Here is a 25,458-nt window from a genome sequence, read left to right as displayed (position 1 = left end):
AGGAGCTGTCGCGCCTCGGCCATCCGTGCATCGTGATTTGTGAAGGAGGATCTACCTCAAGACCTGGGACATGGAAGGCTCACTGAACTCGCCGTCCGTAGCCCATACGGGCCGCGCACGGAACCACGATCGGCGAGGTTGAACCAGCCCGTCGCGGCCCGTATGGGCTACGGACGATCAGCGACGTTCTGGAATAGCCTTCCTTGTGATGGATGGTGGGGAAGACGCTCGGGCGGCGCAACGCCGCCCCGCTGCAGAGCAGCGAGCTAGACCTGCCCTCCTGTCACGGAATCACAAGGCACGAACTGGTTCCTACCACAGGGCCGCGGAGCTTGGGAAGCACCCCTTTTCGCGCGGCGGGTGCAGATGCAAGCAGGTCAATCCGGGTAGGCGCGGATCCGGACCTCGAGGCGGCGGAAGCCGGCGATGCCGCCGAAGCTCGCGCCGATCTGCACGACCTCGACCGTCTCGAGCATGTCGGGGAACTTGACCGACGGCGGCGGCAGCTTCTTGAGCGCGTCGGCGAAGGCCTCGTCGAACGAGAGCTTGTTCGAGTAGCCGATCGACTCGCGGTAGCGGACGGCGATGTCGCCGAGGATGCCGGCCTTCTCGCTGGCGGTCAGCGGCCGCGACTCGACCGGGGCCGAGCTCTCGCGCGGGGGCGGGTGCGTGTCGAAGCCCGACGGCGGGGGCGGGGGGATCGATGCGCCGGTGTCGGCGTCGGCGTCGGGCAGGGTGACCTCGACGTCGCCGCCGCTGAGGCTGAGGACGATGTCGACGAGGTCGTCGCGGGTGAACTCGACGTTGACGTCGTCGAGGCCCTCTTTGTGGCGCACGCGGATGACGTCCGGCGGGCGACCGATGCTGAAGATCTCGCCGTAGCGGAACGGCGTGGCCTTGGGCGGCGCATCGACGGCGGTCGGGCGAGCGCGATGCGTGAGGGCGAAGGTCGGGATGGACTCGCCGGCCTGGTGGCCGATGTCGATCTCGTACTCGGTCGACGGCAGCTCGCCCTCGGCGACGATCAAGAGCTGACTGTGAGAATAAAACGCGTGAAGATTGGTTCGGGCGGCGTACTCGCGTTGTTCAGTCATGACTCTGGGGTCCCCGACTCCGACAGGATAACAGACCGGCCCCGGGAAAACTCCCTGCGCGATCTCGCTTCGTGAACTCGCGGCCGGGGCCCGCTCAGGGCGCCTCGCCGGCGCAGTCGGCGGTGGCGCACAGGCGGATCGCGTCGGCGTCGACGCGGAAGGCGGCGGTGGTGCTGCCGTCGAGGTCGCCGCCGGCGAGGCCGTGGCGGACCTCGATGCGGGCGATGCCCTCGGCCAGCGGGCGCAGCTTCCAGGTGTGGCTCGCGGCCTCGCCAGCGGCGACCTCGGCGGTCCAGATCGGCGGGTCGGCGAGCTCGAAGCCTTCGGGGCGGAGCTCGACGGCGACGGCGCCGACGCTGCCGCTGCCGCCGCCGCGCAGCTCGCCCGAGATCTCGAGCGCCGAACCCTCGCGCACCTGGTAGCGCAGCGTCAGCTCGACGGTCGCCTCGGCCCGCTGAATCTGCGCGCTGCCGGCCAGCACGCGCGGTCCCGCGGGTGGGGGCGGGCTGTGAGCGCATCCGAGGACCAGCAGGGCGAGGAGGGCGACGAGTCGGACCGGCACGCGCGGAGGGTAGCGTGGTTCGTGGGCTCGCGAATCAGATGTCCGAAGGGACAGCCTGTCATACGTCGCGCGGTGGCGCGAATTCGAGCCGCGCAGCGTCGTTCGTGAGGACGAGCGATCGCGGCGTGAAGCGTGGGGATCGGAGAGATCGAAGCCGCGGATCGTCGCGCTTCGATCGTCGATCAGAACCGGCGAGCCGCGGCGGCGTTGCAGGCGACGATGCCCTCGCCGCGCCCGTCCTCGCTGGTCCCCGTGTTCACGATGCTCGCGTTGTTCGTCACGGGCGGATGTACAGGCAAGGGACTGGTCGAGCCCAGGCGCGAGGTGCCGGCGAGCGAAGCGGCGGAGCAGCCGATCCAGGCCGAGGCGCCGGTGCCGGGCGGGCTCGGCTGGGTGACGACCTCGGGCTCGGTGCAGCTCGAGGTGTTGCCACAATTCGAGGTGCTCGACCGCCGCACCGGCACGCTCGACCTCCAGCTGTTGTTGCGGCTGCGCGGCATGGGCGAGGTCACCGGCGAGCGGCCGCCGCTCGACCTCGCGGTGGTGCTCGATCGCTCGGGCAGCATGGCCGGCGAGAAGTTGCTCGCGGTCAAACAGGCGACCCTCGATCTGCTGAAGGAGCTGAAGCCGCAGGATCGGCTGTCGCTCATCGCCTACGACAGCGACGTCGAGGTGATGACCGACCGCATGCTGGTCGACGAGGCCGGCCTCAAGACGGCGCGCGCGGTGGTGCTGGGACTCGACACCCGCGGCGGCACGGCGTTGGGGCCGGCGCTGTACCGCGGGTTCGAGATCTTCGACCCGAAGACCCGCAAAGAGGATGTGTTGCGCCACATGCTGCTGCTGTCCGACGGCCAGGCCAACGTCGGCGAGCAGAACCCGCAGGTGCTCGGGCAGCGGGCGCGCGAGGGCTTCGGCCACGGGGTCAGCGTGTCGACGCTGGGGGTCGGGCTCGACTACAACGAGGAGCTGATGACGCGGCTCGCCGACCAGGGCGGCGGGCGCTATCACTTCATCCCCGGCACCGACGCGATCCCGCGGGTGCTGTCGGACGAGTTCGCCGGGCTGGTGGCGACGGTGGCGTCGGGGATCGAGGTGACGATGCAGATGGCGCCGGGGGTCCAGGTGCGCCAGGTGTATGGCTACGCCTGGCAGGAGACGCCGCAGGGCGCGTCGATCCTGGTCGGCTCGCTGGCGGCCCAGCAGGTGCGCGACATCGTGGTCCGGTTGCAGGTGAACTTCGGGACAGGTGCGAGCGGACAGCTGGCGCTGGGCACGGTCGACCTGCGGGCCAAGGACCAGACCCAGCAGGGGAAGCCGGTCGAGGGCAAGCTGGCGCTGTCGGCCCCGACCAGCACCGATCCGGAGCAGATCGCCCGCTCGGAGCGCACGGAGGTGACGGTCCGCGTGGCCGAGGTCGAGAGCGCGGCGCAGATGCAAGCGGCGGCGGTGGCGGTCGACGGCGGCGACTACGACCGGGCGCGCAAGGTGCTGCAGGACGGCGTGGTCGCGCTCGAGAAGCAGCACAAGGCGACGCCGAGCCCGAAGCTGGTCAAGCAGATCGAGGAGCTCAAGGAGGCCGAGTCCGGCCTCGACGCGGCCCGTCAGAGCGCGGAGCAGGCGAAGATCTACGGCAAGAAGTCGAAGTCGAAGGCGTACAAGCTCGGCAAGTAGGGCGCGACCTCTGCCGACGAAGCGCCGGGCCTAGAACACGCGGTTGTAGCCGTTGAGGGCGGCGACCCGGTAGGCCTCGGCCATCGTCGGATAGTTGAAGGTGGTGTTGATGAAGTAGCGCAGGTTGTTGGCCTCGCCGCTCTGGGCCATGATCGCCTGGCCGATGTGGATGATCTCGGCGGCCTGATCGCCGAAGCAGTGGACGCCGAGGATCTGCAGGGTCTCGCGGTGGAACAGCAGCTTGAGCACGCCGACGCGCATGCCGGTGATCTGGGCGCGGGCGAGGTTGCGGAACAGGGCGTGGCCGACCTCGTAGGGCACGCCGTCCTGGGTCAGCTCGCGCTCGGTGCGGCCGACCGAGCTGATCTCGGGATCGGTGTAGATGCCGGTCGGGATGTCCTTGACGAGCCGGGCGTCGCACTCGCCGTGGATCAGGTGGGTCATGGCGAAGCGGCCCTGATCGTAAGCGGCGGAGGCGAGGCTCGGGGGGCCGACGACGTCGCCGACGGCGTAGACGTGCGGGTGGATGCGGGTGCGGTAGACGTCGTCGACGTCGATCTGGCCGCGGCCGTTGGGCTGGATGCCGATCGCCTCGAGGCCCATGTCCTGGGTGTTGCCGGTGCGACCGTTGGCCCACAGCAGGATGTCGGAGCGCAGCCGCTTGCCCGACTTGAGGTGGACGACGACGCCGTCAGGCTGGGGCTCGATGCGCTCGTAGGTCTCGTTGTGGCGGATCAGCACGCCCTGGTCGCGCAGGTGGTACGAGAGCGCGTCGATGATCTCGTCGTCGAGGAAGGCGAGCAGCTTGTCGCGGTTGTTGACGAGATTGACCTTCATCTCGAGGCCGCGGAAGATCGAGGCGTACTCGCAGCCGACGACGCCGGCGCCGTAGATGGTGATCGACTGCGGGACGCGCTCGCGGCCGTGGACGCCGAGGCCGAGGATGGTGTCGCTGTCGAAGATCCGCGGGTGCGTGAAGTCGACGTCCGGCGGTCGATACGGGCGCGAGCCGGTGGCGATGACGAAGCCGCCGGCGCGCAGGCGCGGGCGGGCGCCGCCGGGCTCCTCGATCTCGACGGTGTGCGGGTCGACGAAGCGGGCGTGGCCGGTGAAGACCTCGACGTGGTTGCGGTGATAGAAGCTGCGCCGCAGCTCGACCTGGCTGTCGATGATCCGCCGGGCGCCGGTGAGGAGCTGGGGGAAGGTGACGACGTGGCCGGCGACGAGGTCGGCGAACATGGGGTTCTGGCGCACGCTCTTCAGCGTGCGCACGGCCTCGCGCAGGGCCTTGCTGGGGATCGTGCCGAGGTGGGTGCAGGCGCCGCCGACCGCCCGGTACCGCTCGACGAGGGCGACGCGCCGGCCGGCCTTGGCCGCCAGCATGGCGGCCCCCTCGCCGCCGGGGCCGGAGCCGAGCACGACGACGTCGAATTCGAGGCCGCCCGACCGGGCGGAGACGAAACCAGATGGCGAAGAGGACAGGTTGAGCTCGGCGGTCACGCGGGTCCCTCGGACGCGGCAAGCTTACCAGGCCGCGCCGACCATGCAGGCGCGAGCCGGGGAGCGGGGACCGCCGCGCATGTCGTGGCGATCACGCGGCTGACGAGGGGCCTCCCGTCGATCGCGCGTCGCGGGGAGCTCGCGCCTAGGCCGGCGGGATGTGCTCGGGGACCCAGCGCATGCCCATGCCGGCGGGCAGCTTGAGCTCGATCTCGCGGTCGAGCACGATCGCGCTGATCTTCTGACCGTCGACGATGGTGCCGTTGAGGCTGGCGGTGTCGACGGCCCAGATGTCGTTCTCGTCGAGCAGCAGGACCAGGTGGACGCGCGACAGGCTGTGGCTGGCGCCGGCCAGCTGACAGCGCTCGTAGCGGCCGATCAGCATGCCGCGCTCGAGATCCTCGGCCGAGACGCGATGGGCGATCTGGGTGTTCTCGGCGGCGAGCAGGATGGTGCCGACGACCCGACCGCCGGCGCCCGGCTTGGCGCGCAAGTGCTGGGCGGCCGGGAGCAGCGTCATGTACGTGTGCCGGCGGGCCCGACCGGCGGGCTGCGGCCGCCGCTGCTCACGATTGACGCGCTCGGGGATCCGGTGGTCGAGGTAGACGCGCTCGGGGAAGGACTGCCAGGTCGCGTCGGCGCTGCTCTCCCAGCGACTCGGCGCCAGCGTGCCGGTCGGGAACAGGAACAGCTGGTAGTCGAGCAGGTGCACGAACAGCGGGCCCTCGGCGAGGACCGACTTGCACATCTGGCCGTCCTCGGTGCGGAAGGTGTTCGAGGAGTCGAGGTCGATGAGGCGCACGCGGGCCTCGCCGAGGCCCTGCTGGCTGACGCGCACGAGGGCGTGGCGCAGCGAGACCTCCTCGTCGTGGAGGGTGAGCGCGCAGCACTCGTGGCGGCCGATGACGCCGAAGGCGCCCTGCTCGCTGAGGATCGGCAGGTGGACGTAGGAGGCGATCTTGCCGTCCTCGCGGGCCGCGACGCACAGCAGGCCGTCCTTGTCGAAGGCGGCGTAGATCGGGTGGAGCTCGCGGAACATCGCCTTGAAGGTCGCGGCGAAGGAGGCCCTCGGCTCGGCCGGCGCGGACAGGATGCGTGTCGCGCGGCTCGGCTTGTCGTCGTCGTCTCGTCCGTGCGCCTCGGCCATCCCGACCATCATAGCCGGGGCGATCGACGGCGGTGCGGGCGTTTTTGCGCGCGCGCGTGCGTTCGCCGGCGCGGCGCAGTAGGGTGAGGGTCGTGCCCGAGGGGCGGGAGGACATCACCGAACGCTGGCAGCGCGAGGCCGTGCGTCGCGCGGCGGCGCCGTTCGGGCTCGCCTGCGCGGCCCTGCCGGTGATCGACCTCTGCGAACAGCACAGCGTGATCGAGCAGATCGCCGCCGGGCTCCAGGCTGGCGCCCTGCCGGCGGTCCCGGCCGCGGGCTGGCTGTGGCTGGGGTACTTCTCGGCGGTCGCGGCGCTGGCCGCCGGCGTGCTGACGCGACGACCCTCACGCGCGCGCTGGCGCCTGTTCGCCGCCTGCGCCGGGCTCCATGTCTGCTACGCGCTCGCCACCGGGCTGCGCGTCGCCGTGCTGGTCGGGCTGGGTCTGTTCGCGTGGAGCTTCGTGGCGCTGCAAGCCGCCGACGCGCTCGAGCGCGGGTGAGGCGGCTGGTCGCGCTGCGGGCTCGGGCGCACGGCGGTGCGCGGTCGCGATGCGGGCGCGTGGCGCTCTGACTGTCGGCCGCCACAGTTCAGCTAGCGCGGCGGGAGGATGAAGGTTGCTCGGGCCAGATGTCTGAGAGGGCATGTTCGAGAGGACATGTCGATGAGGACATGACCGAGAGGGCATGCTCGATGGCGCAGGTCGGGTGGACATGACCGCGGGGACATGTTCTGGAGAACATGTCCCCTCGGACGGCTCACTCGATGGGGGAGGCCATCGGCGCTGGCTGGCGGGGGCCCTGGACGGTGCCGTCCGGGACGACGAAGCCGAGCGACTCGACGAGGGCGCGCTCGTATCCGCCCTCGATCCAGAAGCGGACCACGGCCGGCGGCGGGGTCAAACCGAGCGCGGCGATCTGGCGCGGGTCGACGCCGAGGCCGACGAACTCGCCCTGGGCGCTGACCCACGCGGGGTAGCCCTCGCCGGTGGTCTCGGCGGTGAAGCGGGCGGCCGCGAGGTCGGAGAGGCGCCGGCACACGTAGCTGCGCGGGAGCACGGCCAGCCAGAAGGCGCCGCCGCGTTGCAGGCGGGCGCGGGCCTCGTCGCAGGCGTCGGCCTCGAACTCGGGGACTTCGGCGGGCAGGACCAGCGGCACGAACGGGGCGTCGGGGTCGGCGCGCAGGATGTCGAGGGCGGCCTTGCTGTACGAGCAGGTGCCGATGACGTAGACGCGACCGACGCCGGGGCGCAGCCAGCGGGCCGGGTCGAGCAGCCACGCGGTAGCGACGGCGACGAGGAGCCCGGCGATCAGACCGGCGACGAGGGGGCGATGGCGGCGGAGCGGGCTGGTCACAGGGCGGCCATCCACTCGAGCTGCTCGAGCAGATCCTGCTGCAGGTCGAGGCTCTGACGGATCTGCGGATCGGCCAGGTCGAGCTGGCGGATCGCGGCGAGGTTGTCCGTCACGAGCTCGATCTCCGAGTGCAGGCTGACCTGCCACTCGTCGCGCGTGCCGTGCATCGGCAGGCGGATGTCGCCGGCCTGGAACGCGTGGAGCGGGTCCGGGCCGTCCGGCAGCGGGGTGGCGCGGTCGAGCCAGGCGTCGCGGGCGATGCAGTCGGCGTAGGCGCGGCAGTCGTCGGTGGCGCCGTCACCGAGCGCAGGGCGGGCGTAGACGACGTGGCCCTCGCCGGCGCCCTGGCGCTCGACGACGACGCTGATGTCGGCCTTGCACATGGCCTCCATGCGCGCGAGGTGACGGGCGCTGCAGTGCTCCTTGGCGAGGGCGAACGGGCTGGCGCCGCCGTGGCGCATCTTCCACGTCTGGGTCGGGATCCACTTGGGGTCGGCCTCGGCCAAGCGATCGAGGTCCTGCGGCGCGGCCGCGGCGGCGCGCACGGCCTCGAGGTCGACGTCGCCGAGGACCCAGGCGTCACCGTCGCGGTGAGCCCCGGCGTTGGCGGCGTCGTAGTCTCGCGCCGGGACGCCGGCGATCTGCAGATAGGAGCCGTACCCAGGGCCGGCGTGATGGGCCGCGGCCGAGGCCGTGGAGCCGCCGCGGAGGCCGCCGAGGCGCTCGCTCGCCGCGTACGACAGCAGCGCGCAGACGGCGGCGAGACCCGCGAGGGTGCAGATCAACTTCCTTGTCGACATTCCGAACCAGCCGCTTCCGTGTGCTTCGTTCGGGGCTCAGGGGGTTTGTGGGCCGGCTTCGCCGGTGGCGGCGGGCGTGGGAGCCTTCTTGCCGCACGGCTGGCCGCCATTGAGACACTTGTAACCGGTGGCGTAGCAGCCCCACCAACCCTTGCCGGAGGTGGTGGCGCAGAACGCCGGGCCGCCCCAGGGATCCCACTTACAGATGAGGCAGTTGCCGAACCAGCCGGCCGAGGGCTCGACGGGCTGCGACAACACGCCAGTACCGAGAGCCAGGCTGAGGGAGAAACCCAGGGCGAATTTGGCAGTGCTGGTCATGGGTGGCCGACGGGGTAGCTGGTCCGTGGAGTGCCTGGTGCGGTGGCCCAGGGTGTGACCGCTTCGCAGGGCATGAAGGGTATCGGCCCGAAGGGCCATGACGCGACCGGTCTGGATGCACCGGAGTTGAGAAGTCCACGCTTCAATGACCCTAGAGCAACTTCGACGCTAACGCTCGAGGTAGCAGGTTGCAATCATGCTCAGATGTATAGTGGCGGGTCAAGATTGATTGTACAAGCATGGATCGGGACCCGCGGGCCCTCGGCGGGCGACCAGGGCCCGTCCGAAGAAACATTTGTGAGGCTCGATACAATCAAGGCAAGCTTCGCCACTTTGCGTCAAGGCTCCGATCCAGCCGACAATACCTTAGAGCCTCATTGATTGGGCGGCCTCATGCGCCGGCGCCGGGTGCCGCCCGGACCGGAGCACCGGTTGTGTATGCGCAGACAGACATTGTTCGCGGTGACGCCGAGGCAGCGCGTGCAGCGGTGAATGCATCTGCAACGACGACGAATTCCACCGCCGGCGCCGCGAGAGATCGCGCGGCGGGCCCTGCGTGGCCGACCGGCCACACTGCCGGAGGTGCGCCCTTCACGCAGGTCGGGCCTGCTAGCCTCAGGCCATGACGCGCAAGGAATTGATCGAGACGATCCGCCGCCAGCTCGAGGAGAGCGGCGGGCCGGAGCTGTCCGTGGGGGCGACGGGCAAGGTGGTCGACGCGGTGTTCGCCGGGGTCGTCGAGAGCCTGCGGCGGGAGGGGCGCTATGTTCACCCGAATTTCGGTTCGTTCGCGGTGCACGTGACGCAAGCGCGGCCCGGGCGCAACCCGAAGACAGGCGAGGCGATCGAGATCCCCCGCGCCGAGACGGTCCGGTTCAAGCCGGCGCGCGAGCTCAAGGCGGCGCTGGAGGGCTAAACCGTCCCGGGGGGCAGGTTCTTCAGGACATGTTCCTTGAACAAGTAGGCGAACCCGGCGTTGCGCAGGCGGACCAGCAGGGCCGGGACGGTGACGCCGAGCGCCTCGGCGGTGCGCGCGAGATCCCACAGGTTCTGGGCCAGCTTTTCGAGCAAGTAGGCGCGCCGGACCTGGGCCGCCGACAGGCGGAAGGTCTTGCAGTACTCGAGCTCGCCGCTGTCGCGCACGATCGCCTCGCCGATGTGGTTGTCCTCGTCGGGGCGCAGCGCGGACATGAAGCGGCGCAGGCGGAACGGGCCGGCGCGGTGGATCGTCTGCCAGCGCAAGCTCTCGCGCAGGACCCCGGCGGCCATCTCGGCGGTGAAGGCGGTCCAGTCGGCGCGGGCGCGGGTGATGGCGGCGCGCAGGTCGGCGAGGTCGGCGATCTCGGCCTCGCGCACGGCGACGCGGTGGGCTGGCACGTCGTCGTAGAGGATCGCGTATTGATAGACGAGCTCGCCGAAGAAATCGCGGACGAGGCTGCGGTGCAGGGCGCGGTAGTCGTCGGGGTGGGGGAACACGACCATCGCCGCCAGGGCGTCGGCGACGAACACGAGGCAGCCGACCTGGCGCTCGTGGACCTCGAACATGCGGACCGCGTCCTCGAGGCCCTGGACGTAGACGCCGAGGACCGAGCCCTCGCGCCGCGGCGACAGGCCGTGGCTCAGCGCCTGGCGGCTGTACTCGCTCCAGGCGACGTCGGGGCCGCCGAAGTGCAGCGACAGGAAGCCCTCCATCGCCAGGTGCAGCGGGAGGAACCGCAGGGCGCCCGGCTCCTCGCGGCGGACCATGCGGTGCAGCACCCGCACGCCGCCGACGTCGCGCAAGCCGAGCCGCTTGTCGGTCAGGGCGGCGCCGCGAGCGGCCACGGCGGCGCCGTCGTCGGTCCAGTCGAGCACGTAGGCGTGCGGGATGTACGAGCAGTAGGCGACATCGGGGGCGTCGGCCTGACCGCGCAGGCCGACGGCGTGGGGGCGGCGGTCGCGGAACGAATGTGTCCCGAGGCGCAGGTCCTCTCGGACATGTTCTTTGAGCAAGGGGACGAGCCGCACCGCGCCGAACGCCTGGGCGGGGGCGACCTGCAGGCCGCGCAGGCCGAGGCCCTGGGTGGTCTCGTCGAACTTCAAACGCCCGCCTCCGGGGCCGGGGCTGCGGCGCGGCCGAGGAACACTTCGACGCGGCGGGCCAGGTAGTCCTCGAGCTCGGCGAGCGAGAGGTCGCCGGCGGCGAAGCGGGCGAAGGCCAGCGCGGTCGGCAGGTCCTCGGCGTCGCGCAAGCCGAGGGTCGGGACGGAGGCGCCGAGGCGCCGCGGACCGAGCTCGGGGGCGTCGAACACCGGGTTGATGTGGACGATGGTGGTGCGGCCCGCGGGATCGAGGCGGGCCTTGAACACGCGGCAGACCTCGCCCGCGCCGCCGGTGGGGTCGTTGTCGAAGCCGTCGCTGACGACGACGACGAGGTCGGGCCGGGTCTCGAGGGCGTCGAGCAGAGGGCCGGTGAGGTCGGTCTGACCGCGCGGGACGGCCAGCAGCGGGTCGACCGTCGCAGGTGTCCAAAAGGCCAGGTAGTCGGTGCTCGCGGCGCGCAGCAGGGCGTCGACGCCGAGCGCGATCGCCAGCGAGCGCCGCGGCTTGTCGGGCGAGCCGGTGGTCGAGTAGGAGCGATCGAGGACGGCGACGACGCGGCCGAGCGCGAGCGGGGCGTCGCGCAGGCAACGACGGGCGGCGCCGTCGAAGGCGGCCTGCAGCTCGACCCGCCTGGCCTCGCGGTCGGCGGGCGCGAGCGAGAGCACGTAGATCGCGAGCCGGGTGAGGCCGGCGCGCGCGAGGTCGATCGCCAGCCCGGTCACGCCTTCACGCGCGGCGGTGGCCTGCAGGCGCAGCCGCTCGAGGGCGGTCAGGCGCGGGGCGATCTTCCGCAGGAACACGGCGCGATCGATCTTGCGGCGGGCGGCCATGCCCTCGGCGACGGTGAACGGCAGCTCATAGAGCGCCTCGTCGCTGAAGTGGGCCTTGCGGAAGGTCTCGAGCAGCGGGGTCTGATAGCGGCGCTGCTTCCAGCCCTTGAAAAGGAACCCGCCGAGCTCGCCCGGCAGCCGCAGGTGGGTGTGGAGGATCAGGTCGCGCAGCTTGCCGCGGTACTTGATGGCGTCGAATTGCAGGTCCGGCCGCGCTGTCAAAAACTCGCGGACGATCGCGCGCAGGCGGCGATTGTTGACGCCGCGGGCGCGCACGCCCAGGAGCGCCCGGTAGGCCCGCGGGGCCGGCAGCGAGCGCAGGGCGGCGACCACCAGCCGGCCCTCGTCGCGCCGCTCGTCAGGCTCGAGGTCGCGGGAGCTGGCGAGCAGCTCGGTGACGATGCGGGCGCGGTTGAAGTGGTTGACGCCGGCGGCGAGGGTGCGGGCGTAGAGGCGGCGGTAGTTGCCGCGGATGTAGTCGTGGAGGAACTCGATCGAGACGGTCTGCGCGTGGCCGTCGCTGTAGAACTCGCGCTGGCCGGTGCAGCAGAAGCAGGCGTTGAGGAACAGCACCAGGTCCTCGCAGGTGACCCGCGCGGCGGCGGCGTGGCGGGTCTGCACGGACATGATCATCGGGACAGGTAGCGCCGCCCGGGGAAGGAGTGCTCGACTGCTTGGTGCAGCTACAAAGGCCGAATTCGGAAGTCGAACGGAAGTCCCGCGGGCGGCCCGACGAGCCTACCACGCGGGGTTCGCCGGCGTGGAGGCGCACGGCCGCGCTCGCGCGCGCGAACGACCTCAGCGACGGCGCACGAAGTAGGTCCGCATGTTGCCGCGGCCCTTGAGCGCGATCTCGCCGCGCTCCTCGACGTTGTAGCGGCTCGGGTCGATCAGCGCGTGCGTCGACTGGCTGATCTGGATGTGCATCGGCTGGCTGGTGGTCTCCATCCGGCTGGCGATGTTGACCGTGTCGCCGTACAGACAGAACCGCGGCATCTTGGTCCCGACCACGCCGGCGACCACCGGGCCCGAGTTGATGCCGATCCGGATCTGCAGCGGCGCGCCGGTCGGCAGGGCCATGCCGTCGATGGCCTCGACCATGTCGAGGGCGACGTCGCAGATCGCGTCGGCGTGGCGCGGGTTGGGGTCGGGCACGCCGCCGGCGATGACGTAGCAGTCGCCGACGGTCTCGATCTTGTAGACCGGGTGGCGCTCGATCAGCGCGTCGAAGCGGGTGTAGATCCGGCCGAGCAGCTCGAACACCTCGAGCGGCGAGTGATCGCTGGCGGCCCGCGTGTAGTCGACGATGTCGCAGAACAGCACGGTGACCTGCGGGTAGTGGTCACCGACGACGCTGCGGCCCTCGCGGAGGGTGTTGGCGACGCTCTGCGGTAGCATGCTGTAGAGCAGGTCGTCGCTGCGCCGCTTCTCGTCGGCGAGCGCCGCGGCGGCGCTCTCGGCCAGCAGCCGCGCGTCCTCCAGCTGGCGCTGGAGGGCCCGCAGCGACACGTGGGTGGCGACGCGAGCGAGCAGCTCCTCGAGGTGGAACGGCTTGGTGACGTAGTCGACGCCGCCGACCTCGAAGGCGCGGATCTTGTCGAGCACCTCGTCGCGGGCGCTCATGAAGATGACCGGCACGTCGCGCGTGTCGGTCTGGGCCTTGAGCTGCTGGCACACCTCGTAGCCGGTCATGCCCGGCATGTTGATGTCGAGGAGTACGAGGTCCGGCGCGGCCGCGGCTGCGGCCTGCAGCGCCTGCGGACCCGAGGTCACCGGCCGCACCTTGTAGCCCTGCGCGGCTAGCATCTCGGTCAAGATCCGCAGGTTGACGAGGGTGTCGTCGACGACGAGGATGTCGCCGCGCACAGGCTGATAGGACTTCTCGCTCATGGGCCACCTCCGGCGGCTTGTAACGCGTGCCGGGTCAGGTCGATAATCGCGGCGTAGTTGTACTGCTCGAGCATGTCCGAAAGGACAGTCGCGGCCTGCGGCGCTTGCCCGCGCACGAAGTCGATCATGCGCGCGATGGTGAACACGTCGGCTTGCAGGCAGGCCTGCTCGAGCGCCGACAACCACGGCGCCGGCAATCCGTGCAGCGAGGTGGCGTCGACGCGCGCCAGCGGCGGGGCGTCGTCGTAGACATAGGTGACGCCGAGCCGCTCGCTCAGCTTGTCGAACACCTGATGCAGCTGCAGCGGCTTGCGCAGGAAGTCGTCGCAGCCGGCCGCGCGCGCGGTCGCCTCGTCGGCCTCGAAGGCGCTGGCCGTCAACGCGATGACCACGATGTCGGCGCCCTCCGGGCTCTGCTTGATCTGCTGCGTGGCCTCGATGCCGCTGACTCCGGGCATGCGCATGTCCATCCACACGAGGTGGGGACGCCAAGTCTCGCACAAGTGCACGGCCTCGCGCCCGTCGGCGGCCTCGCGGACTTCAAAGCCGACCCGCGAGAGCGCCTGCACCAGCAATTGGCGGCTCTGCCACCGATCCTCGGCGATGAGGATCCGCGGCGCCTCCTGGCCGCCGGCGATCCCGAGGATCTTGCGCGTGGGCCGCCGCGGGTCGTCGGCGCCGCGCCCGAGCCCGACCGGCAAGGTGAGGGTGAGTTGATCGGGCGCGACGTGGTACTCGCCGCCGAGCTGGTTGGCGATGGCGACCGCGAGCTCGGGGCCGCGGCCGGGTTCGTCGGTCTGCAAACCGGCGTCGGTGCGGACGAACGAGCGCAGCCGCAGGTCGGCGAGGTCGATGCCGGGGGCGCGGATGTCGAAGCGGAGCAAACCGGTGGCGGGCGCGGGGCCCGGCTCGATGCGCACGCGGACGACGATGAGGTCGCGGCGCGGGACCTCGAGCACGTTGCCGAGCAGCAGGAGCAAGAGATGACGCAGGCGGACCTGGTCGGTGCGGACGCGGCGCGGCAGGTCGGTGGCGCGATCGATGCGCAGGGCGACCTCGGCGCCGGCGGCCCGCAGACACAACATGTCCGCGAGGTCATCCAGCAGATAGTGCAGGTCGAAGCCGGCCTGGCCGGCGCCCTCCTCGTGGCCGCCGGTGAGCTCGTCGATCAGCGTGAGCAGCTGCTCGCCGCTGCGGTGGATGACCTCGATGTGGGCCCGCTGCTCGGCGCTGAGCAGCACGTCCTCGCGCAACAGGTGCGAAAAGCCGAGGATGGCGTTCAGCGGGGTGCGCAGCTCGTGCCCGAGGTCGGAGAGGATGGCGGTGCGGGCGCGCAGGGCGGCGTGCAGCCGCGCCTCGACCCGCTCGAGGGCCGCGAGCGCGGCGGGGGTCTCCTCGCGCTCGGTGAACTCCCCGACGTAGTAGCGGAGGGCGGCGATCTCGTCGTTCAGCGCGAGGGGATCGTCGGCGTCGTTCACGGATCTCCTGCGGTCCGAGTATGCCCGAACCGGCCCGAACAGGGCGGTCTTTCAGGGCCTGTGGGCCGCTGTTCGAGGCCGGCGGAGGTGGACCTGCGAGCGCGCGGCGGCGGCGACGCCGGGATCGCCGGATCTGCCTCGTCGCACCCCCAGGGGCCACGCAGGCGTGCAGAGCGGCCACGCGCGCGGGCGCCGCTTGACCCTTCGCGGCGTCGAGGGCGATCGTGCGCGCGATGTCGGATCCCGTCCTCGTCATCACCGGCGCCACTGGTTTCCTCGGCCGCGAGCTCGTCCATCACCTGCTCGCCACGGAGCCGACGACCCGCCTCGCGCTGCTGGTGCGCGGGCGCGACGAGGCGCAGGCGCGGGCCCGCGGCGCCGCGGTGCTGCGCGACCGGCTGACCGGGGAGGCGCTGGCCGCCGCGGCGCGACGGGTCGAGATCGTGCGCGCCGACCTCGAGCGCGACGACCTCGGGCTCGACGCCGCGAGCTGGGCCAGGCTGGCCGGCCGCGCGACGGGAGTGATCCACGGGGCGGCCTCGGTCAGCTTCTCGCTCCCGCTCGCGGAGGCGCGCGCGATCAACGTCGAGGGCACGCGCCGCATGCTCGACCTCGCCAACGCGGCCGAGTGCCCGTTCGACTACGTCGGCACCGCGTACGTGGCCGGCGATCGCCGCGGCACCGCGCTCGAGACCGAGCTCGACGTCGGCCAGCCGTTCCACAACAGCTACGAGCAGACCAAGCTCGAGTCGGAGCAGCTGGTGCGCGCGCGCGCCGGAGAGCAGCGGGTGACGATCTATCGCCCGAGCATCATCGTCGGCGACTCGCGCACCGGCCGGACGTCGAGCTTCAAGGTGCTGTACTGGCCGCTCAAGGTGTTCGCCCGCGGGTTCCGCTGGGCGCCCGGGCGGCCCGACGCGGTGATGGACGTGGTGCCGTCCGACTTCGTGGTCCAGGCGATCTGCCACCTGCGCAAACGGACAGGTCCTTCGGGACAGGCGTATCACCTGTGCGCGGGCCCCGAGCGCGCGGCCACGCTCGAGCAGTTGACCACGGCGGCGAGCCGGTTCTTCGGCTGCAAGCCGGCGGTGTTCGTGCGGCCCGACCTGTTCGTGCGCGCGCGGCCGTGGATCGACAGGTTCGCGTTCGGGCGCCTGAAGCGGATCCTGACGACCGGGCGGGTCTACACGCCGTACCTCTCGCTGCAACTATGGTTCGACACGGCGGGCGCCCGGGCCGCCCTGGCAGGGACCGACCTCGCCGCGCCGGCGGTCGAGCAGTTCTTCCTCAATCAGCTCCGCTTCGCCCGCGACACCGATTTCGGCAAGAAGCTGTCGGACGCGGAGGCGTGACCAGGCCGGCCGCGCAGGCTCGCCGCGGCAGCGAAGAGCGGGCGCTAGACGGTGACGCGGCGGTGGTAGGCCGCCCACTCGAGCGCGATGAGCAGGGCCGCCGCGAGCAGCAGCAGGGCCCACAGCGGTTCGTCGCGCACGGGCACCGGGGCGCTCGCCTCGCCGGCGACGACGTCGGGCGACAGCTCGCCGAGTCGATCGTGAAGGTCGGAGGCGGCGACGCTGGCCTGGTTGACGGCGACGAGCACCTCGGCACCGGCGGCGTCGCCGTCGACGGCGCGCACGCGGTAGATGCCGGGTTGCATGGCGCGCAGGCGAAACACGCCGGTGGCGTCGACGGGCACGGTCGTGGCGACCTCGGCCGGTTCGGGGCCACGGACCTCGACCTGGCCGAGGCCCTGGGCGCCGAGGCCGATCTCGGCGGCGGCGACGGGACGGCTGGGACCGACCGGCACGCTGGCGACGAAGCCGGGCCGGGCCTGCTCGAAGTAGGCGATGATGTTGGCGACGAGGATCGGGAAGGCTGTCCGAAGGGGCAGGTCGGTCTGACGCGGGTCGAAGCCGAGCGCGAGCACGGCCCGCGGGCGCCGACCGTCGCCGCCGAGCTCGTGACGCAGGACGACCAGCGGATCGCCGAGGCTGCGCACCAGCACGGTGTCGCCCGGCTCGGTGGCGAGGCGAGTGCCGCGGCGGAGGTTCACGTCCTTGAGGACGACGCCGTCGAGCAGCGGGTGCTCGCGGTGCTGCTCGGTGAGGAAGGGCCGCACGAGCTCGCCGGCGCCGCGGATCGGGGCAGCGTCAGGAGAGATCCGCGCGGGGTCGAAGATGACGAGGTCGGCGGCGGGCAGCGGGTCGGGTAGCGGACGCTCGCCGAGATCGAAGATGACGAGGTCGGCCTCGGCCAGCGAAGGGTGCGAGGCGGCGTCGGCGGGGCCGATGCCGGTGAGCTGGATGTGCTCCTGCAAGGTGAGCAGGGCGGCCTCGAGGAACAGGTCGGTGCCGTCGGTGACGAGCACGACCTTGAACGGCGGCAGCGGCGGGACCACGGCGTAGGCGCGATCGTCGTCGGGCGGGCCGAGCAGCTGTGGATCTGCACCTGGCTCGAGGGACAGGTTGGCGACGAGCCGGGTGCGGGCGGCGTCGAGCTCGCGCAAGATCTCGCGCCGTCGCTCGCCGGGCCCGAGCTGCACGGCCTGACGACCGACGACGAGGCCGTCAGCCTGGACCTCGAGCACGGCGCTGGCCGGAGCGTCGCCGAGGTTGTGGACCTCGGCGAGGACCTCGATGCGCTCGCGGTCGCCGGGGTAGCGGCGGGCGGCGAAGGCGACCAGGGCGAGGTTGTCGGCCGGACCGCCGGCGCGGGCGACCTGGCACGGGATCGCGGCGGCGTCTGGGCTGTCGGAAGAGACATGTCCCGAGATGCAGGCGGCGAGGGCGTCGGCGGCGGCGTCGTCGAGGGCGCCGTCGGTGAGGACGAGGATCCGCCCGCCGGCCTGACCGGTGAGGGCGGCGCGGGCGAGCGCGAGGGCGCGACCGAGGTCGGCCTCGCCGGGGCCGGGGACGACGTCGTCGAGGGCGCGCAGGAGCGGGGCGGCGTCGCGGCCGAGCGGACCCGGGACCTCGACCTCGGCGCCGGCAGTGATGACGAGCGCGCGATCGGTGGGCCCGAGGCCGGCGATCTCGGCGCGGGCGCGGCGGAGCAGGACTTCGAGGCGCGTGAGCCCGGGCTCGCTGGCGGCCGGACCAGCGACGCTGGCCGAGCGGTCGATGACGATCGCCACGGTCTGCGGGTCGCGCAGCCAGCTCTCGGGCCGCGGGTCGCCGAGCGCGGCGCACAGCAGCGCCAGCAGGACGAGCTGCAAGAGCCAGCTGAGCAGCCGCCGCAGCTTCTTCCACAGGCGGCGGGTGTCGCTCTCGCGGGTGACCTGCTGCCACAGCGCGGCGAACGGGACCACGACCTGGCGCCGACGCATGCGCAGGAGGTAGAGCGCCGTGATCGCGGCGGCCCCGGCGGCGAACACCGGGAGGATCTCGGGCCATGTCCAGCCGGCCAGGGTCATCGGAGCAGGCCTCCGACCCGGAACATGCGCAGGACGAGCTCGTCGAACGGGACGTCGGTGTCGGCGCGGAAGTAGGGGATCCCGCGGCTACGGCAGCTGGCGGCGAGGGCCTGGCAGAATTTTTCGTGGGCGTCGCCGTAGGCGCGCAGGGCCGCGGGGCTGAGCGTGACCTCGCGGGCGTCGCCGCCCTCGACGTCGACGAGGGTGACGTCGCCGCGCAGGCCGCTGAGCTCGGGGTGAGCCTCGCGCGGGTCTATGACCTGGATCGCCACCGGCTCGTGCTTGCGAAAGCGCAGCAGGTTGAGGCCGTCGAACGCGCCCTGGAGGTCGTAGAAGTCGCTGAGGACGACGGTGAGGCCAGGCTGGGCGCTCTCGGCGGCGAGCCGCCCGCACGCCGCTCGCATGTCGGTCGGGCCGCCGCGCGGGGCCGTGCGCAGGAAATCGAACACGCGGAAGATCCGGCCCTTGCCGCGCACCGCCGGCAAGGTGGTGTGCAGCTTGCGGCTCATGCACGTCAGGCCGACGCGGTCGAGGTTGGCGAGGCCGACGTAGGCCAGCGCGGCGGCGACCTGCTGGGCGTAGCGCAGCTTGCTGCCGCCCGAGGTCGACATCGAGTCGCTGATGTCGACGGCGATCCGGATCGGCAGGTCCTCGTCCTCTTCATAAAGCCGGACCAGGGTCTGCTCGAGGCGCATGAGCACGCCCCAGTCGAGGTTGCGGATGTCGTCGCCGGGGCTGTACTCGCGGTGGTCGGCGAACTCGAGGCCGCTGCCGACCTTGCGGGTCTTGCGTTCGGCGCGCTGCTTGCCGCGGAACAGCCGGCGCGCGATCACCTGCAACAGCTCGAGCTTGGCGAGGAAGGCCTCGCCGAATAAATCATCGGCGGCTGCGGCGGGCGCGGGCCGCTCGGGCGTCGGGCTCTCGCTGCGCTTCCAAAAGGCCAAGCGATCAGCTCCGCGCGCGGTCGGCGTCGGCAGGCACGCCGGCGAGCACCTGGGCGAGGATCTTGTCGATGCCGATGCCCTCGGCCTCGCCCTCGAAGTTGAGGATCACGCGGTGGCGCAGGGCCGAGGGCGCGACGGCCCGGACGTCGTCGATCGACGGCGACTTGCGGCCCTCCATGACGCAGCGGATCCGGGCCGCGAGCAGGACGGCCTGGGCGCCGCGCGGGCTGCCGCCGAAGCGGACGTAGCGCTTGACGAGATCGGTGGCCCGCGCGTCGTCGGGGTGGGTCGCCCGCAGCACGCGCACGACGTACTCCGCGACGCTGGGGACGACCGGGACGGCGCGCACGAACCGACGCATCTCGAGCAGGGTCGGGCCGTCGAGCACCGGCCGCGCGGCGGCGGTCTTGGTGCCGGTGGTGCGGTCGAGGATCGCCAGCAGCTCGCGCTCGCCGGGGAAGGGGACGTCGATCTTGAAGAGGAAGCGGTCGAGCTGGGCCTCGGGCAGCGGGTAGGTGCCCTCCATCTCGAGCGGGTTCTGGGTGGCGAGCACGAGGAATGGTTCGGGCAGCGGGCGCGTCTTGCCGGCCGCGGTGACCTGATTCTCGGCCATCGCCTCGAGCAGCGCCGACTGGGTCTTGGGCGTGGCGCGGTTGATCTCGTCGGCGAGCACGATGTGGTTGAAGATCGGCCCCGGCTGGAACGCCAGCTCGCGGCCGCCGCCGGGCCGGTCGACCAGCACCGAGGTGCCGACGATGTCGGCCGGCATGAGATCCGGGGTGAACTGGATGCGGGCGAAGGACAGGTCGACCGCGGCCGCGAGGGTCCGGATCATCAAGGTCTTGCCGAGGCCAGGGACGCCTTCGAGGAGGCCGTGTCCGCCGGCGAGGAGGCAGGTGATGATGCCCCGGAGCACGTCGTCCTGGCCGACGATGACGGTCTGGACCTCGCGCAGGAGGTCGGCAAGGCGGTGCTGCAGGGCTTCGAGTTGCGCTTGCGTGTCGGCGATCGTCATGCGAGGGCCGGGAGAGCATACACGGCCGCCGGCCAGGGAGCCCGAGGCGTCGAAGTCCGGCGCGCAAAAGCGCCCGCGCCGCCCGCGGGCCGCGGACAGGTGCGCGTGAGGACGCTCGTGCCGGCGGCGCGGATCCCGGCGCCACGGGTGTGGCTATCGTGCGCCCCAGAGACGAACCGCCGCATGCGCTACGAAGGCAAGATCTACCGCCCGCCGTCGGAGGCCGATGCGTACATCCTGCAGGCGACCGTCGGGTGCTCGTGGAACCGCTGCACCTACTGCGACATGTACAGCGACAAGGTCTACCGCGAGCGCGAAGTCGAGGCCTGCCTCGAAGATCTGCGCACCGCGGCCGCGATCGCTCGCAACCGCGTCGACAAGCTGTTCGTCGGCGACGGCGACGCGCTCGGGATGCCGATGGACCGCTGGCTGGCGATCCTCAAGGCGGCCGACGGCGGGTTCCCGCTGCTGCGGCGGGTGTCGTGCTACGCGACCGCGATCAACATCCTCAAGAAGACGCCCGACGAGCTGGCTGCGCTGCGCGAGGCGGGGCTGAAGCGGCTCTACATCGGCCCCGAGTCGGGCGACGACGCGACGCTGAAGCGGATCGCCAAGGGCTCGACGTTCGCCGAGCACGTGGCGGCGGCGGAGCGGGCCCGCGCGGCGGGGATCGAGCTCAGCGTGATCGTACTGCTCGGGATCGCGGGGACCGAACGCGCCGCCGAGCACGCGTCCGCGACCGCGCGCCTGATCTCGGCGATGGACCCGGCGTTCGCGTCGGCGCTGACGACGACGGTGGTGCCGAAGACGCCGCTGCACACGCTGCAGACCCGCGGGCGCTTCGCGCTGCCGTCGGTGGTCGAGATGCTCCGCGAGCTGCGGACCATCGTCGACGAGGCCCGACCGACCGACGCGCTGTTCCGCACCAACCACGCGTCGAACTACCTGGCGATCGGCGGCCGCCTGCCGCGCGACCGCGTGGCGATCCTGGCGACGATCGACAGCGCGATCGCGGGCGAGGTGACGCTGCGGCCCGAGTGGGCCCGCGGGCTGTAGCGCAGGACGCCTGCCGGGCGCCCCGCTTCGCGGATCCGCAGCTTCGCGCGCTCGTGCTTCAGGACATGCGCATTCGAGCATGTCTGGACGCGCATGTTCGAAAGGACATGCGCGTTCGAGCATGTCCTCGAAGCTATGTCCTCAAGGCCCGCCGCAGGAGCGGGGCGAGCGCGGGCGGACCCCCGAGGCGGGGGCCGCCGAGGCAGCCGTGCGCGGCCGTCAGTCGGCCAGGCAGAGCGTGGGGTCCATCGGATCGGCGCCCTTGCCGGCGGCGCAGTCGATGGTGCACGGGTCGACGGTGCAGTCGACGACGGCGGTCAGCTTGACGGTACGGCCGTGGCCCGGCGGCTCCATGACGAACTCGAGCGGCGCGGTGACGAGGCTGGTGCCCTTGCCGTCGAGCGCGTCGATGTAGACGCGGTCGAGGTCGTCGCCGGCGATCTCGCGGCCCGGATCGATGATGGCGTTGTAGCCCATGATCGACGGCTCGTCGGGATCGCACTCGAAGTCGTAGGTGAGCAGCTCGCTCAGGCCCTTCTTCTCGTAGGTGGCGACGCTGAAGTTGGTGATGGGCACGTCGCTGCACATGCCGAAGCCGCCGTTGAGCAGCCAGCGCACCAGGATCTTCGCGGGGGTCGGCGACATCGTCACGACGTCGGCGGTGTTCTCGGCGCCGGAGGTGACCTCGGCGATGTCACCCGGGTCGTTGTCGAAGTTGTCGGTGACGATGACATCCTCGGCGTCGACGCCGCTGACCTGGACGTTGTAGCGGCCGGCGATGAGGCCCATGAACTCGGCCTGGCCGTCCTCGCAGTCGACGACCTCGGTGTCGATCAGGTCGCCCGCGGCGCCGGCGGCGTTGTACTTGTAGAGGGCGACGGTCACGTCGGTGACGCCGAGGACGTCGCACTTGACGTTCGCGCCGATCTTGAACGGGACGATGAGGGAGCCGGGCGGGTCGTCGCCGCCACAGGCGGGAGCTGCGACGAGAGCGGTGAGGGCGAGGGTGCTGACGAGGAAACGAGTGCGCATGGGAAGGTTCTCAGGGTACGGGGCGTGCCGCAGGGACGCCGGCCGACCGACCTGTGTTCACGCCGGCTCGCCCCACCCGCGGCATGGTACCGACCCACGCCCGGGTGACAACAAATCGGTCCGCGCTCGCGGCTCGCGGGGCACGGCCGCCTCGCGTGCGCCTAGTCGCGGATGTAGCGGTGCGCGACCGCCCGCACGTTACGATCGCTCAAGACGTGAAACACCCGCAGGCGCTTGAGCGCCACCGGGGACAGCTGCCCCAGCGGGACGTAGACGATCTTCTTGTCCATGCGCTGCGCGAGCTGGCGCAGGGCCGGGCGCGGCGGCGCGGCCGCGACGTAGACGACCAGGCGCTCGGCCGAGTAGTCGAGCGCGGCCCGCAAGAGCACCTCGGACTTGGTGCGCGCGTCGCCGAAGTGCGGGTCTTCCCACACCCCGAACATCTGCCCGGGGGGACGATTGAGGAGGAACCCGCCGTAGAGCGCGCGGCCGATGCCAGGGCCGACGAGCTGCGCGAACGGGTCGCTGGCGTACAGCGCCATGTCGCCCTCGTCCTCGTGCTCGCCCTGCCAGGTCATGTGCCAGCCGAACTTCGGCTCGACCTCGTCGTCCTCGGGCACCAGCGGCTCGTCGTCGAAGATCACCACGACCGCGCCGGGCTTGCCGCGCACGAGCTGCTCGATGCGGACGTAAATCTTGCCCTGGTGCCAGTTCCGCACGGTCTCGCGGACGTCGACGCCGTCGTAAAGGCTGGTCGAGAACGGCGCGACCTGGGTGTGCGCGTCGGACAGCACGCGCTCGGTGCGCTTGCGCAGGAACGCGCCGTAGTGCTCGAGCGCGAGGTCCTCGGGCTGGTGCGAGCAGATGCTGTCGCCCTTGAAACGTTCGGCCCACTCGCCCTTGCGCCGCTCCTTCTCTCGCGGCCGCACGATCTTCATCAACCGACGCCGCCGCTGCATGAGCTTCGGGTGGAAGTGGAGCGTGCGCACGCGGTCGTGGAGGTCGCGCAGCGAGAGGTCGAGCGGCGGCACGTCGGGCCGCACGGCCTGCCACGGATACGTAGTGGCGACCTCCCAGACCTCCTGGGCGTAGGTGTCGTCGACGAAGCCGCGCGCGGCGACCACGAGCTGATAAAGGTCGGGCGCGATCGCCCCCTCTTCCAGCGCGTAGGCGTGGGCGTAGCGCAGCAGCCGGAGGATCGCGCCGGGCCGGAGATCGCCGCCGGTGCGCTCGCGGTAGCGCGCCCGCGCCTGCTGGCAGATCGCCAGCAAGAGGCCGGTGCGCCCGGTGAGGCGCGGCCGGTCGTCCTGCGGATCGGGCGGCGAGGGCGTGCGGAACGGGTCCTGGATCGGAGCCTGGCGCGCCTTGGTGAACAGGTCGAGCACCGCGCCGGCGCTCGCGGGGCTCAGCGCGGCGGGCGGGGCGCTGCCGCGGCTGCGCTCGTAGGCGGCGTGGATGAAGGCCGGCTCGCTCAGCACCTCGCCGCTGGACTGTTCGGACAGGTGCCAAAGGACATGTCCTTCGCGCCTGGTGAGCCGGCGCAGCGGGGCCGGCGGTGCGGCGCGCTCGGCCAGCAGCGGGCCGAGGCGCGCGACCAGGCCGCGCGCGTGGTGCAGGCCGCAGACGACCAGCACGGGGGCGTCGGGCAGGTCCTGGCGCAGCGCGAGCGCGGCGATCGAGCCGGCCATGAAGTCCTCGCGCAGCTCGTCGGCGGCGGCGCGCGGGCTGATCGAGGCGGCGGCCAGCGCGGCGCGCAGCCAGTTGGCGGCGCCGACCGATTCGGCCGCGGCGACGTCTGGCAGGCGGTCGCGCGCGGCCGGGTAGTCGGTGATCTCGCGGTCGACGAGATGGACCGGGATCCCGAGCTCGCTGCCGCGGCGCACGGCCTCGATCAGCGGGTCGGCCGGCTCGACCACGAGGTACTGCGGCTTGCCGTGCTGGGCCTCGTCTGGGATCTCGAGCGCGCTGAGCAGCGGGAGACGGGCGATCGCGCGGGCGAGCAGCGCGTCGATGCCCGCCGGCAGCTCGACGGCGAGCGCCGCCGGGCTGAACTTCTCGATCGCGCGGCGGACCATCTGCGCGCACTCGAGCCGCCCGTGCAGCACCGGCAGGACGATGACGCCGGGCAAGATCATGTCGAGCTCGGCCAGCTCGTCGCGCGAGAGGCTGAGCGGGTCCGGCCAGGCCGGGCGGTAGGTCGCGGCGGCGTCGTCGAACATGGCCGAAAGTTCAGGTCAAGGCTGCTCGAGCGGGACCTCGCCGGGGAGGTAGTCGAGCGCGTCGTCGCCGAGGGTCATCGCGGTGGCCTGGCGCACGTGCTTCTTCACGTCGAGGCCGCCGCGATCGCTGGCGCCGAGCTTGAGCGCGTAGCGGGCGATGTTGATGCCGTCGCGCACCGTGAACGGCTGGTCGTCCTCGTGCGCGCGCTGGAGGAACACCGCGAGGTACTGGAGGATCCGCGGGCTGGCGAACGGCAAGTTGGCCTGCAGGATCGCCTGCTCCTCGTCGCGCTCGGGGAAATCGATCACGATCTGCGGCTGCAGTCGGCTCTGGATGTACTCGGGGATGTCGAACGTGCTGGCGTCGTCGTTCATCGTCGCGCAGAAGCGGAAGTCGCGGTGCGCGTGGATCTTGACGCCGGCGACCACCGACTCGACGTAGCGCCGGCGATCGAGCAGCGGCGCCAGCGAGGCCCAGCTGCGTTCGCTCATGCGGTTGCCCTCGTCGAGGACACACACGCCGCCCTTGATCATCGCGCTGACGAGCGGGCTGGCGGTGTAGCGCAGCTTCTGACCGTCGGTGATGACCGGCGTGACGAGCAGATCCTCGGGCCGTGTGTCCATGGTCGCCTGGAACACATAGAGCGGGACGTCGAGGGCGCGCGCGGCGGCCGACGCAAGAGTCGTCTTGCCAACGCCGGGCTTGCCGACTAAACGTGGCGACAGCGCGTGATCTTGTTCGTCCAACACGGCCCACGCGGCCAACAGCTGGCGCTTCAACTCTTGCCGGCCGACCCACTGCCAGCGCATCTCGTCGGGCGGAGTGAGGCGCAATTCGACGCCCTGGATGACGACGCTCTCCATCGTGCGTGCCGGTATATCAGGCGTCGGGGCGCCCCCGCGAGGACCTCGCGAGTTTGTGGCGCCCGGGGGCCGCGCGTGAGACTTTTGTCCCTGAAGGGCGCTGGATGATGAATCTGGCGCCCTCGCCGCGGTCTAAGGCCGCGCCGCAGGCCCCCGGGCCTGTTCGAGCACAGGAGCGCTGAATGCGA

Annotated in this window: 22 protein-coding genes; 5 read left to right on the top strand and 17 right to left on the bottom strand. The window is 71.6% G+C overall.

The features are described from left to right. Window positions 1–377 precede the first annotated feature (377 nt). Together POL25_RS41255 and POL25_RS41250 are read right to left on the bottom strand one after the other, a co-directional pair. On the bottom strand, window positions 378–1,094 hold the full coding sequence (locus POL25_RS41255; protein WP_272091925.1) for a hypothetical protein: 717 nt from the start codon (window positions 1,092–1,094) through the stop codon (window positions 378–380). Window positions 1,095–1,188: 94 nt separating this feature from the next. Beyond that, the gene (locus POL25_RS41250; RefSeq protein ID WP_272091924.1) at window positions 1,189–1,656 is read right to left on the bottom strand and encodes a hypothetical protein; all 468 of its coding nucleotides are present in this window, start codon (window positions 1,654–1,656) and stop codon (window positions 1,189–1,191) included. 261 nt (window positions 1,657–1,917) lie between these two features. Between POL25_RS41250 and POL25_RS41245 the strand changes: the two genes are divergently transcribed. Continuing rightward, window positions 1,918–3,330 (top strand): vWA domain-containing protein, encoded by a 1,413-nt coding sequence (locus tag POL25_RS41245; RefSeq protein WP_272091923.1) that lies wholly within the window; start codon window positions 1,918–1,920, stop codon window positions 3,328–3,330. 30 nt (window positions 3,331–3,360) lie between these two features. Here POL25_RS41245 and sthA read toward each other — a convergent pair whose 3' ends face one another. Both sthA and POL25_RS41235 read right to left on the bottom strand, forming a co-directional pair. After that, window positions 3,361–4,812: a Si-specific NAD(P)(+) transhydrogenase gene (gene sthA, locus POL25_RS41240; RefSeq protein ID WP_276594868.1), complete on the bottom strand. Its 1,452-nt coding sequence runs from the start codon at window positions 4,810–4,812 to the stop codon at window positions 3,361–3,363. A 163-nt stretch (window positions 4,813–4,975) separates the two neighbouring features. Then, the gene (locus POL25_RS41235; protein ID WP_272091921.1) at window positions 4,976–5,977 is read right to left on the bottom strand and encodes an FHA domain-containing protein; all 1,002 of its coding nucleotides are present in this window, start codon (window positions 5,975–5,977) and stop codon (window positions 4,976–4,978) included. A gap of 92 nt (window positions 5,978–6,069) precedes the next feature. Here POL25_RS41235 and POL25_RS41230 point away from each other — a divergent pair, with 92 nt between their 5' ends. Further along, complete coding sequence (locus tag POL25_RS41230; RefSeq protein ID WP_272091920.1) at window positions 6,070–6,477, top strand: hypothetical protein; 408 nt, start codon at window positions 6,070–6,072, stop codon at window positions 6,475–6,477. A gap of 256 nt (window positions 6,478–6,733) precedes the next feature. Here the strand turns inward: POL25_RS41230 and POL25_RS41225 are convergent, their stop codons facing one another. Genes POL25_RS41225 through POL25_RS41215 form a run of 3 tightly spaced genes read right to left on the bottom strand, consistent with a single transcriptional unit; the run spans window position 6,734 to window position 8,388 of the window. Then, window positions 6,734–7,330 (bottom strand): hypothetical protein, encoded by a 597-nt coding sequence (locus tag POL25_RS41225; RefSeq protein ID WP_272091919.1) that lies wholly within the window; start codon window positions 7,328–7,330, stop codon window positions 6,734–6,736. Next, a complete protein-coding gene (locus tag POL25_RS41220) occupies window positions 7,327–8,130 on the bottom strand; it encodes a hypothetical protein (protein WP_272091918.1) in 804 nt (267 codons plus the stop codon). The genes POL25_RS41225 and POL25_RS41220 overlap by 4 nt, the downstream gene beginning before the upstream one ends. A 36-nt stretch (window positions 8,131–8,166) precedes the next feature. Further along, window positions 8,167–8,388 (bottom strand): hypothetical protein, encoded by a 222-nt coding sequence (locus POL25_RS41215; protein WP_272091917.1) that lies wholly within the window; start codon window positions 8,386–8,388, stop codon window positions 8,167–8,169. Window positions 8,389–9,070: 682 nt separating this feature from the next. Here POL25_RS41215 and POL25_RS41210 point away from each other — a divergent pair. Next, a complete protein-coding gene (locus POL25_RS41210) occupies window positions 9,071–9,364 on the top strand; it encodes an HU family DNA-binding protein (RefSeq protein ID WP_272091916.1) in 294 nt (97 codons plus the stop codon). On the opposite strand, the gene POL25_RS41205 is transcribed toward POL25_RS41210, so the two are convergent. The 4 genes from POL25_RS41205 to POL25_RS41190 form a co-directional block, all read right to left on the bottom strand. Next, window positions 9,361–10,530 carry an ARPP-2 domain-containing protein gene (locus tag POL25_RS41205; protein ID WP_272091915.1) on the bottom strand — a complete coding sequence of 390 codons (1,170 nt, stop codon included), beginning with the start codon at window positions 10,528–10,530 and terminating at the stop codon, window positions 9,361–9,363. The two genes, POL25_RS41210 and POL25_RS41205, sit on opposite strands and share 4 nt — an antisense overlap. Further along, entirely contained in the window at window positions 10,527–11,987 is a 1,461-nt protein-coding gene (locus POL25_RS41200; RefSeq protein WP_272091914.1) for a hypothetical protein, read from the bottom strand. The genes POL25_RS41205 and POL25_RS41200 overlap by 4 nt, the downstream gene beginning before the upstream one ends. A gap of 171 nt (window positions 11,988–12,158) precedes the next feature. Continuing rightward, on the bottom strand, window positions 12,159–13,250 hold the full coding sequence (locus tag POL25_RS41195; protein WP_272091913.1) for an adenylate/guanylate cyclase domain-containing protein: 1,092 nt from the start codon (window positions 13,248–13,250) through the stop codon (window positions 12,159–12,161). Further along, complete coding sequence (locus POL25_RS41190) at window positions 13,247–14,728, bottom strand: response regulator (protein WP_272091912.1); 1,482 nt, start codon at window positions 14,726–14,728, stop codon at window positions 13,247–13,249. The genes POL25_RS41195 and POL25_RS41190 overlap by 4 nt, the downstream gene beginning before the upstream one ends. 233 nt (window positions 14,729–14,961) lie before the next feature. Here POL25_RS41190 and POL25_RS41185 point away from each other — a divergent pair, with 233 nt between their 5' ends. Beyond that, window positions 14,962–16,080, top strand: a complete 1,119-nt coding sequence (locus tag POL25_RS41185) for an SDR family oxidoreductase (protein ID WP_272091911.1) — start codon at window positions 14,962–14,964, stop codon at window positions 16,078–16,080. A 44-nt stretch (window positions 16,081–16,124) separates the two neighbouring features. Here POL25_RS41185 and POL25_RS41180 read toward each other — a convergent pair whose 3' ends face one another. Genes POL25_RS41180 through POL25_RS41170 form a run of 3 tightly spaced genes read right to left on the bottom strand, consistent with a single transcriptional unit; the run spans window position 16,125 to window position 20,099 of the window. Next, on the bottom strand, window positions 16,125–18,140 hold the full coding sequence (locus POL25_RS41180; RefSeq protein ID WP_272091910.1) for a vWA domain-containing protein: 2,016 nt from the start codon (window positions 18,138–18,140) through the stop codon (window positions 16,125–16,127). After that, entirely contained in the window at window positions 18,137–19,084 is a 948-nt protein-coding gene (locus POL25_RS41175; RefSeq protein ID WP_272091909.1) for a DUF58 domain-containing protein, read from the bottom strand. The genes POL25_RS41180 and POL25_RS41175 overlap by 4 nt, the downstream gene beginning before the upstream one ends. Before the next feature lie 4 nt (window positions 19,085–19,088). Continuing rightward, window positions 19,089–20,099, bottom strand: coding sequence for an AAA family ATPase (locus tag POL25_RS41170; protein ID WP_272091908.1), 1,011 nt, complete (start codon window positions 20,097–20,099; stop codon window positions 19,089–19,091). A 183-nt stretch (window positions 20,100–20,282) separates the two neighbouring features. Between POL25_RS41170 and POL25_RS41165 the strand changes: the two genes are divergently transcribed. Beyond that, a complete protein-coding gene (locus POL25_RS41165; protein WP_272091907.1) occupies window positions 20,283–21,155 on the top strand; it encodes a radical SAM protein in 873 nt (290 codons plus the stop codon). A 219-nt stretch (window positions 21,156–21,374) separates the two neighbouring features. Here the strand turns inward: POL25_RS41165 and POL25_RS41160 are convergent, their stop codons facing one another. The 3 genes from POL25_RS41160 to POL25_RS41150 form a co-directional block, all read right to left on the bottom strand. Further along, window positions 21,375–22,187 carry a hypothetical protein gene (locus tag POL25_RS41160; protein WP_272091906.1) on the bottom strand — a complete coding sequence of 271 codons (813 nt, stop codon included), beginning with the start codon at window positions 22,185–22,187 and terminating at the stop codon, window positions 21,375–21,377. Window positions 22,188–22,348: 161 nt separating this feature from the next. Continuing rightward, window positions 22,349–24,406, bottom strand: coding sequence for a TraB/GumN family protein (locus POL25_RS41155; protein ID WP_272091905.1), 2,058 nt, complete (start codon window positions 24,404–24,406; stop codon window positions 22,349–22,351). 15 nt (window positions 24,407–24,421) lie between these two features. Beyond that, window positions 24,422–25,270, bottom strand: coding sequence for an AAA family ATPase (locus tag POL25_RS41150; protein ID WP_272091904.1), 849 nt, complete (start codon window positions 25,268–25,270; stop codon window positions 24,422–24,424). Window positions 25,271–25,458 lie beyond the last annotated feature (188 nt).

Origin of the sequence: Nannocystis bainbridge (assembly GCF_028368995.1) — a bacterium.
In the GTDB taxonomy this organism is placed as follows: domain Bacteria; phylum Myxococcota_A; class Polyangia; order Nannocystales; family Nannocystaceae; genus Nannocystis; species Nannocystis bainbridge.
Note: the sequence above shows the minus strand (reverse complement) of the source record. Positions and strands in the feature narration are given on the sequence as shown.

What these genes read in the sequence shown, in the direction of transcription:
- POL25_RS41160 (WP_272091906.1), bottom strand. Translation starts at nt 22,187, where the DNA reads ATGCGCACTCGTTTCCTCGTCAGCACCCTCGCCCTCACCGCTCTCGTC.
- POL25_RS41155 (WP_272091905.1), bottom strand. Translation starts at nt 24,406, where the DNA reads ATGTTCGACGACGCCGCCGCGACCTACCGCCCGGCCTGGCCGGACCCG.
- POL25_RS41180 (WP_272091910.1), bottom strand. Translation starts at nt 18,140, where the DNA reads ATGACCCTGGCCGGCTGGACATGGCCCGAGATCCTCCCGGTGTTCGCC.
- POL25_RS41170 (WP_272091908.1), bottom strand. Translation starts at nt 20,099, where the DNA reads ATGACGATCGCCGACACGCAAGCGCAACTCGAAGCCCTGCAGCACCGC.
- POL25_RS41245 (WP_272091923.1), top strand. Translation starts at nt 1,918, where the DNA reads ATGCTCGCGTTGTTCGTCACGGGCGGATGTACAGGCAAGGGACTGGTC.
- POL25_RS41185 (WP_272091911.1), top strand. Translation starts at nt 14,962, where the DNA reads ATGTCGGATCCCGTCCTCGTCATCACCGGCGCCACTGGTTTCCTCGGC.
- POL25_RS41210 (WP_272091916.1), top strand. Translation starts at nt 9,071, where the DNA reads ATGACGCGCAAGGAATTGATCGAGACGATCCGCCGCCAGCTCGAGGAG.
- POL25_RS41200 (WP_272091914.1), bottom strand. Translation starts at nt 11,987, where the DNA reads ATGTCCGTGCAGACCCGCCACGCCGCCGCCGCGCGGGTCACCTGCGAG.
- POL25_RS41235 (WP_272091921.1), bottom strand. Translation starts at nt 5,977, where the DNA reads ATGGCCGAGGCGCACGGACGAGACGACGACGACAAGCCGAGCCGCGCG.
- POL25_RS41255 (WP_272091925.1), bottom strand. Translation starts at nt 1,094, where the DNA reads ATGACTGAACAACGCGAGTACGCCGCCCGAACCAATCTTCACGCGTTT.
- POL25_RS41165 (WP_272091907.1), top strand. Translation starts at nt 20,283, where the DNA reads ATGCGCTACGAAGGCAAGATCTACCGCCCGCCGTCGGAGGCCGATGCG.
- POL25_RS41220 (WP_272091918.1), bottom strand. Translation starts at nt 8,130, where the DNA reads ATGTCGACAAGGAAGTTGATCTGCACCCTCGCGGGTCTCGCCGCCGTC.
- POL25_RS41195 (WP_272091913.1), bottom strand. Translation starts at nt 13,250, where the DNA reads ATGAGCGAGAAGTCCTATCAGCCTGTGCGCGGCGACATCCTCGTCGTC.
- POL25_RS41150 (WP_272091904.1), bottom strand. Translation starts at nt 25,270, where the DNA reads ATGGAGAGCGTCGTCATCCAGGGCGTCGAATTGCGCCTCACTCCGCCC.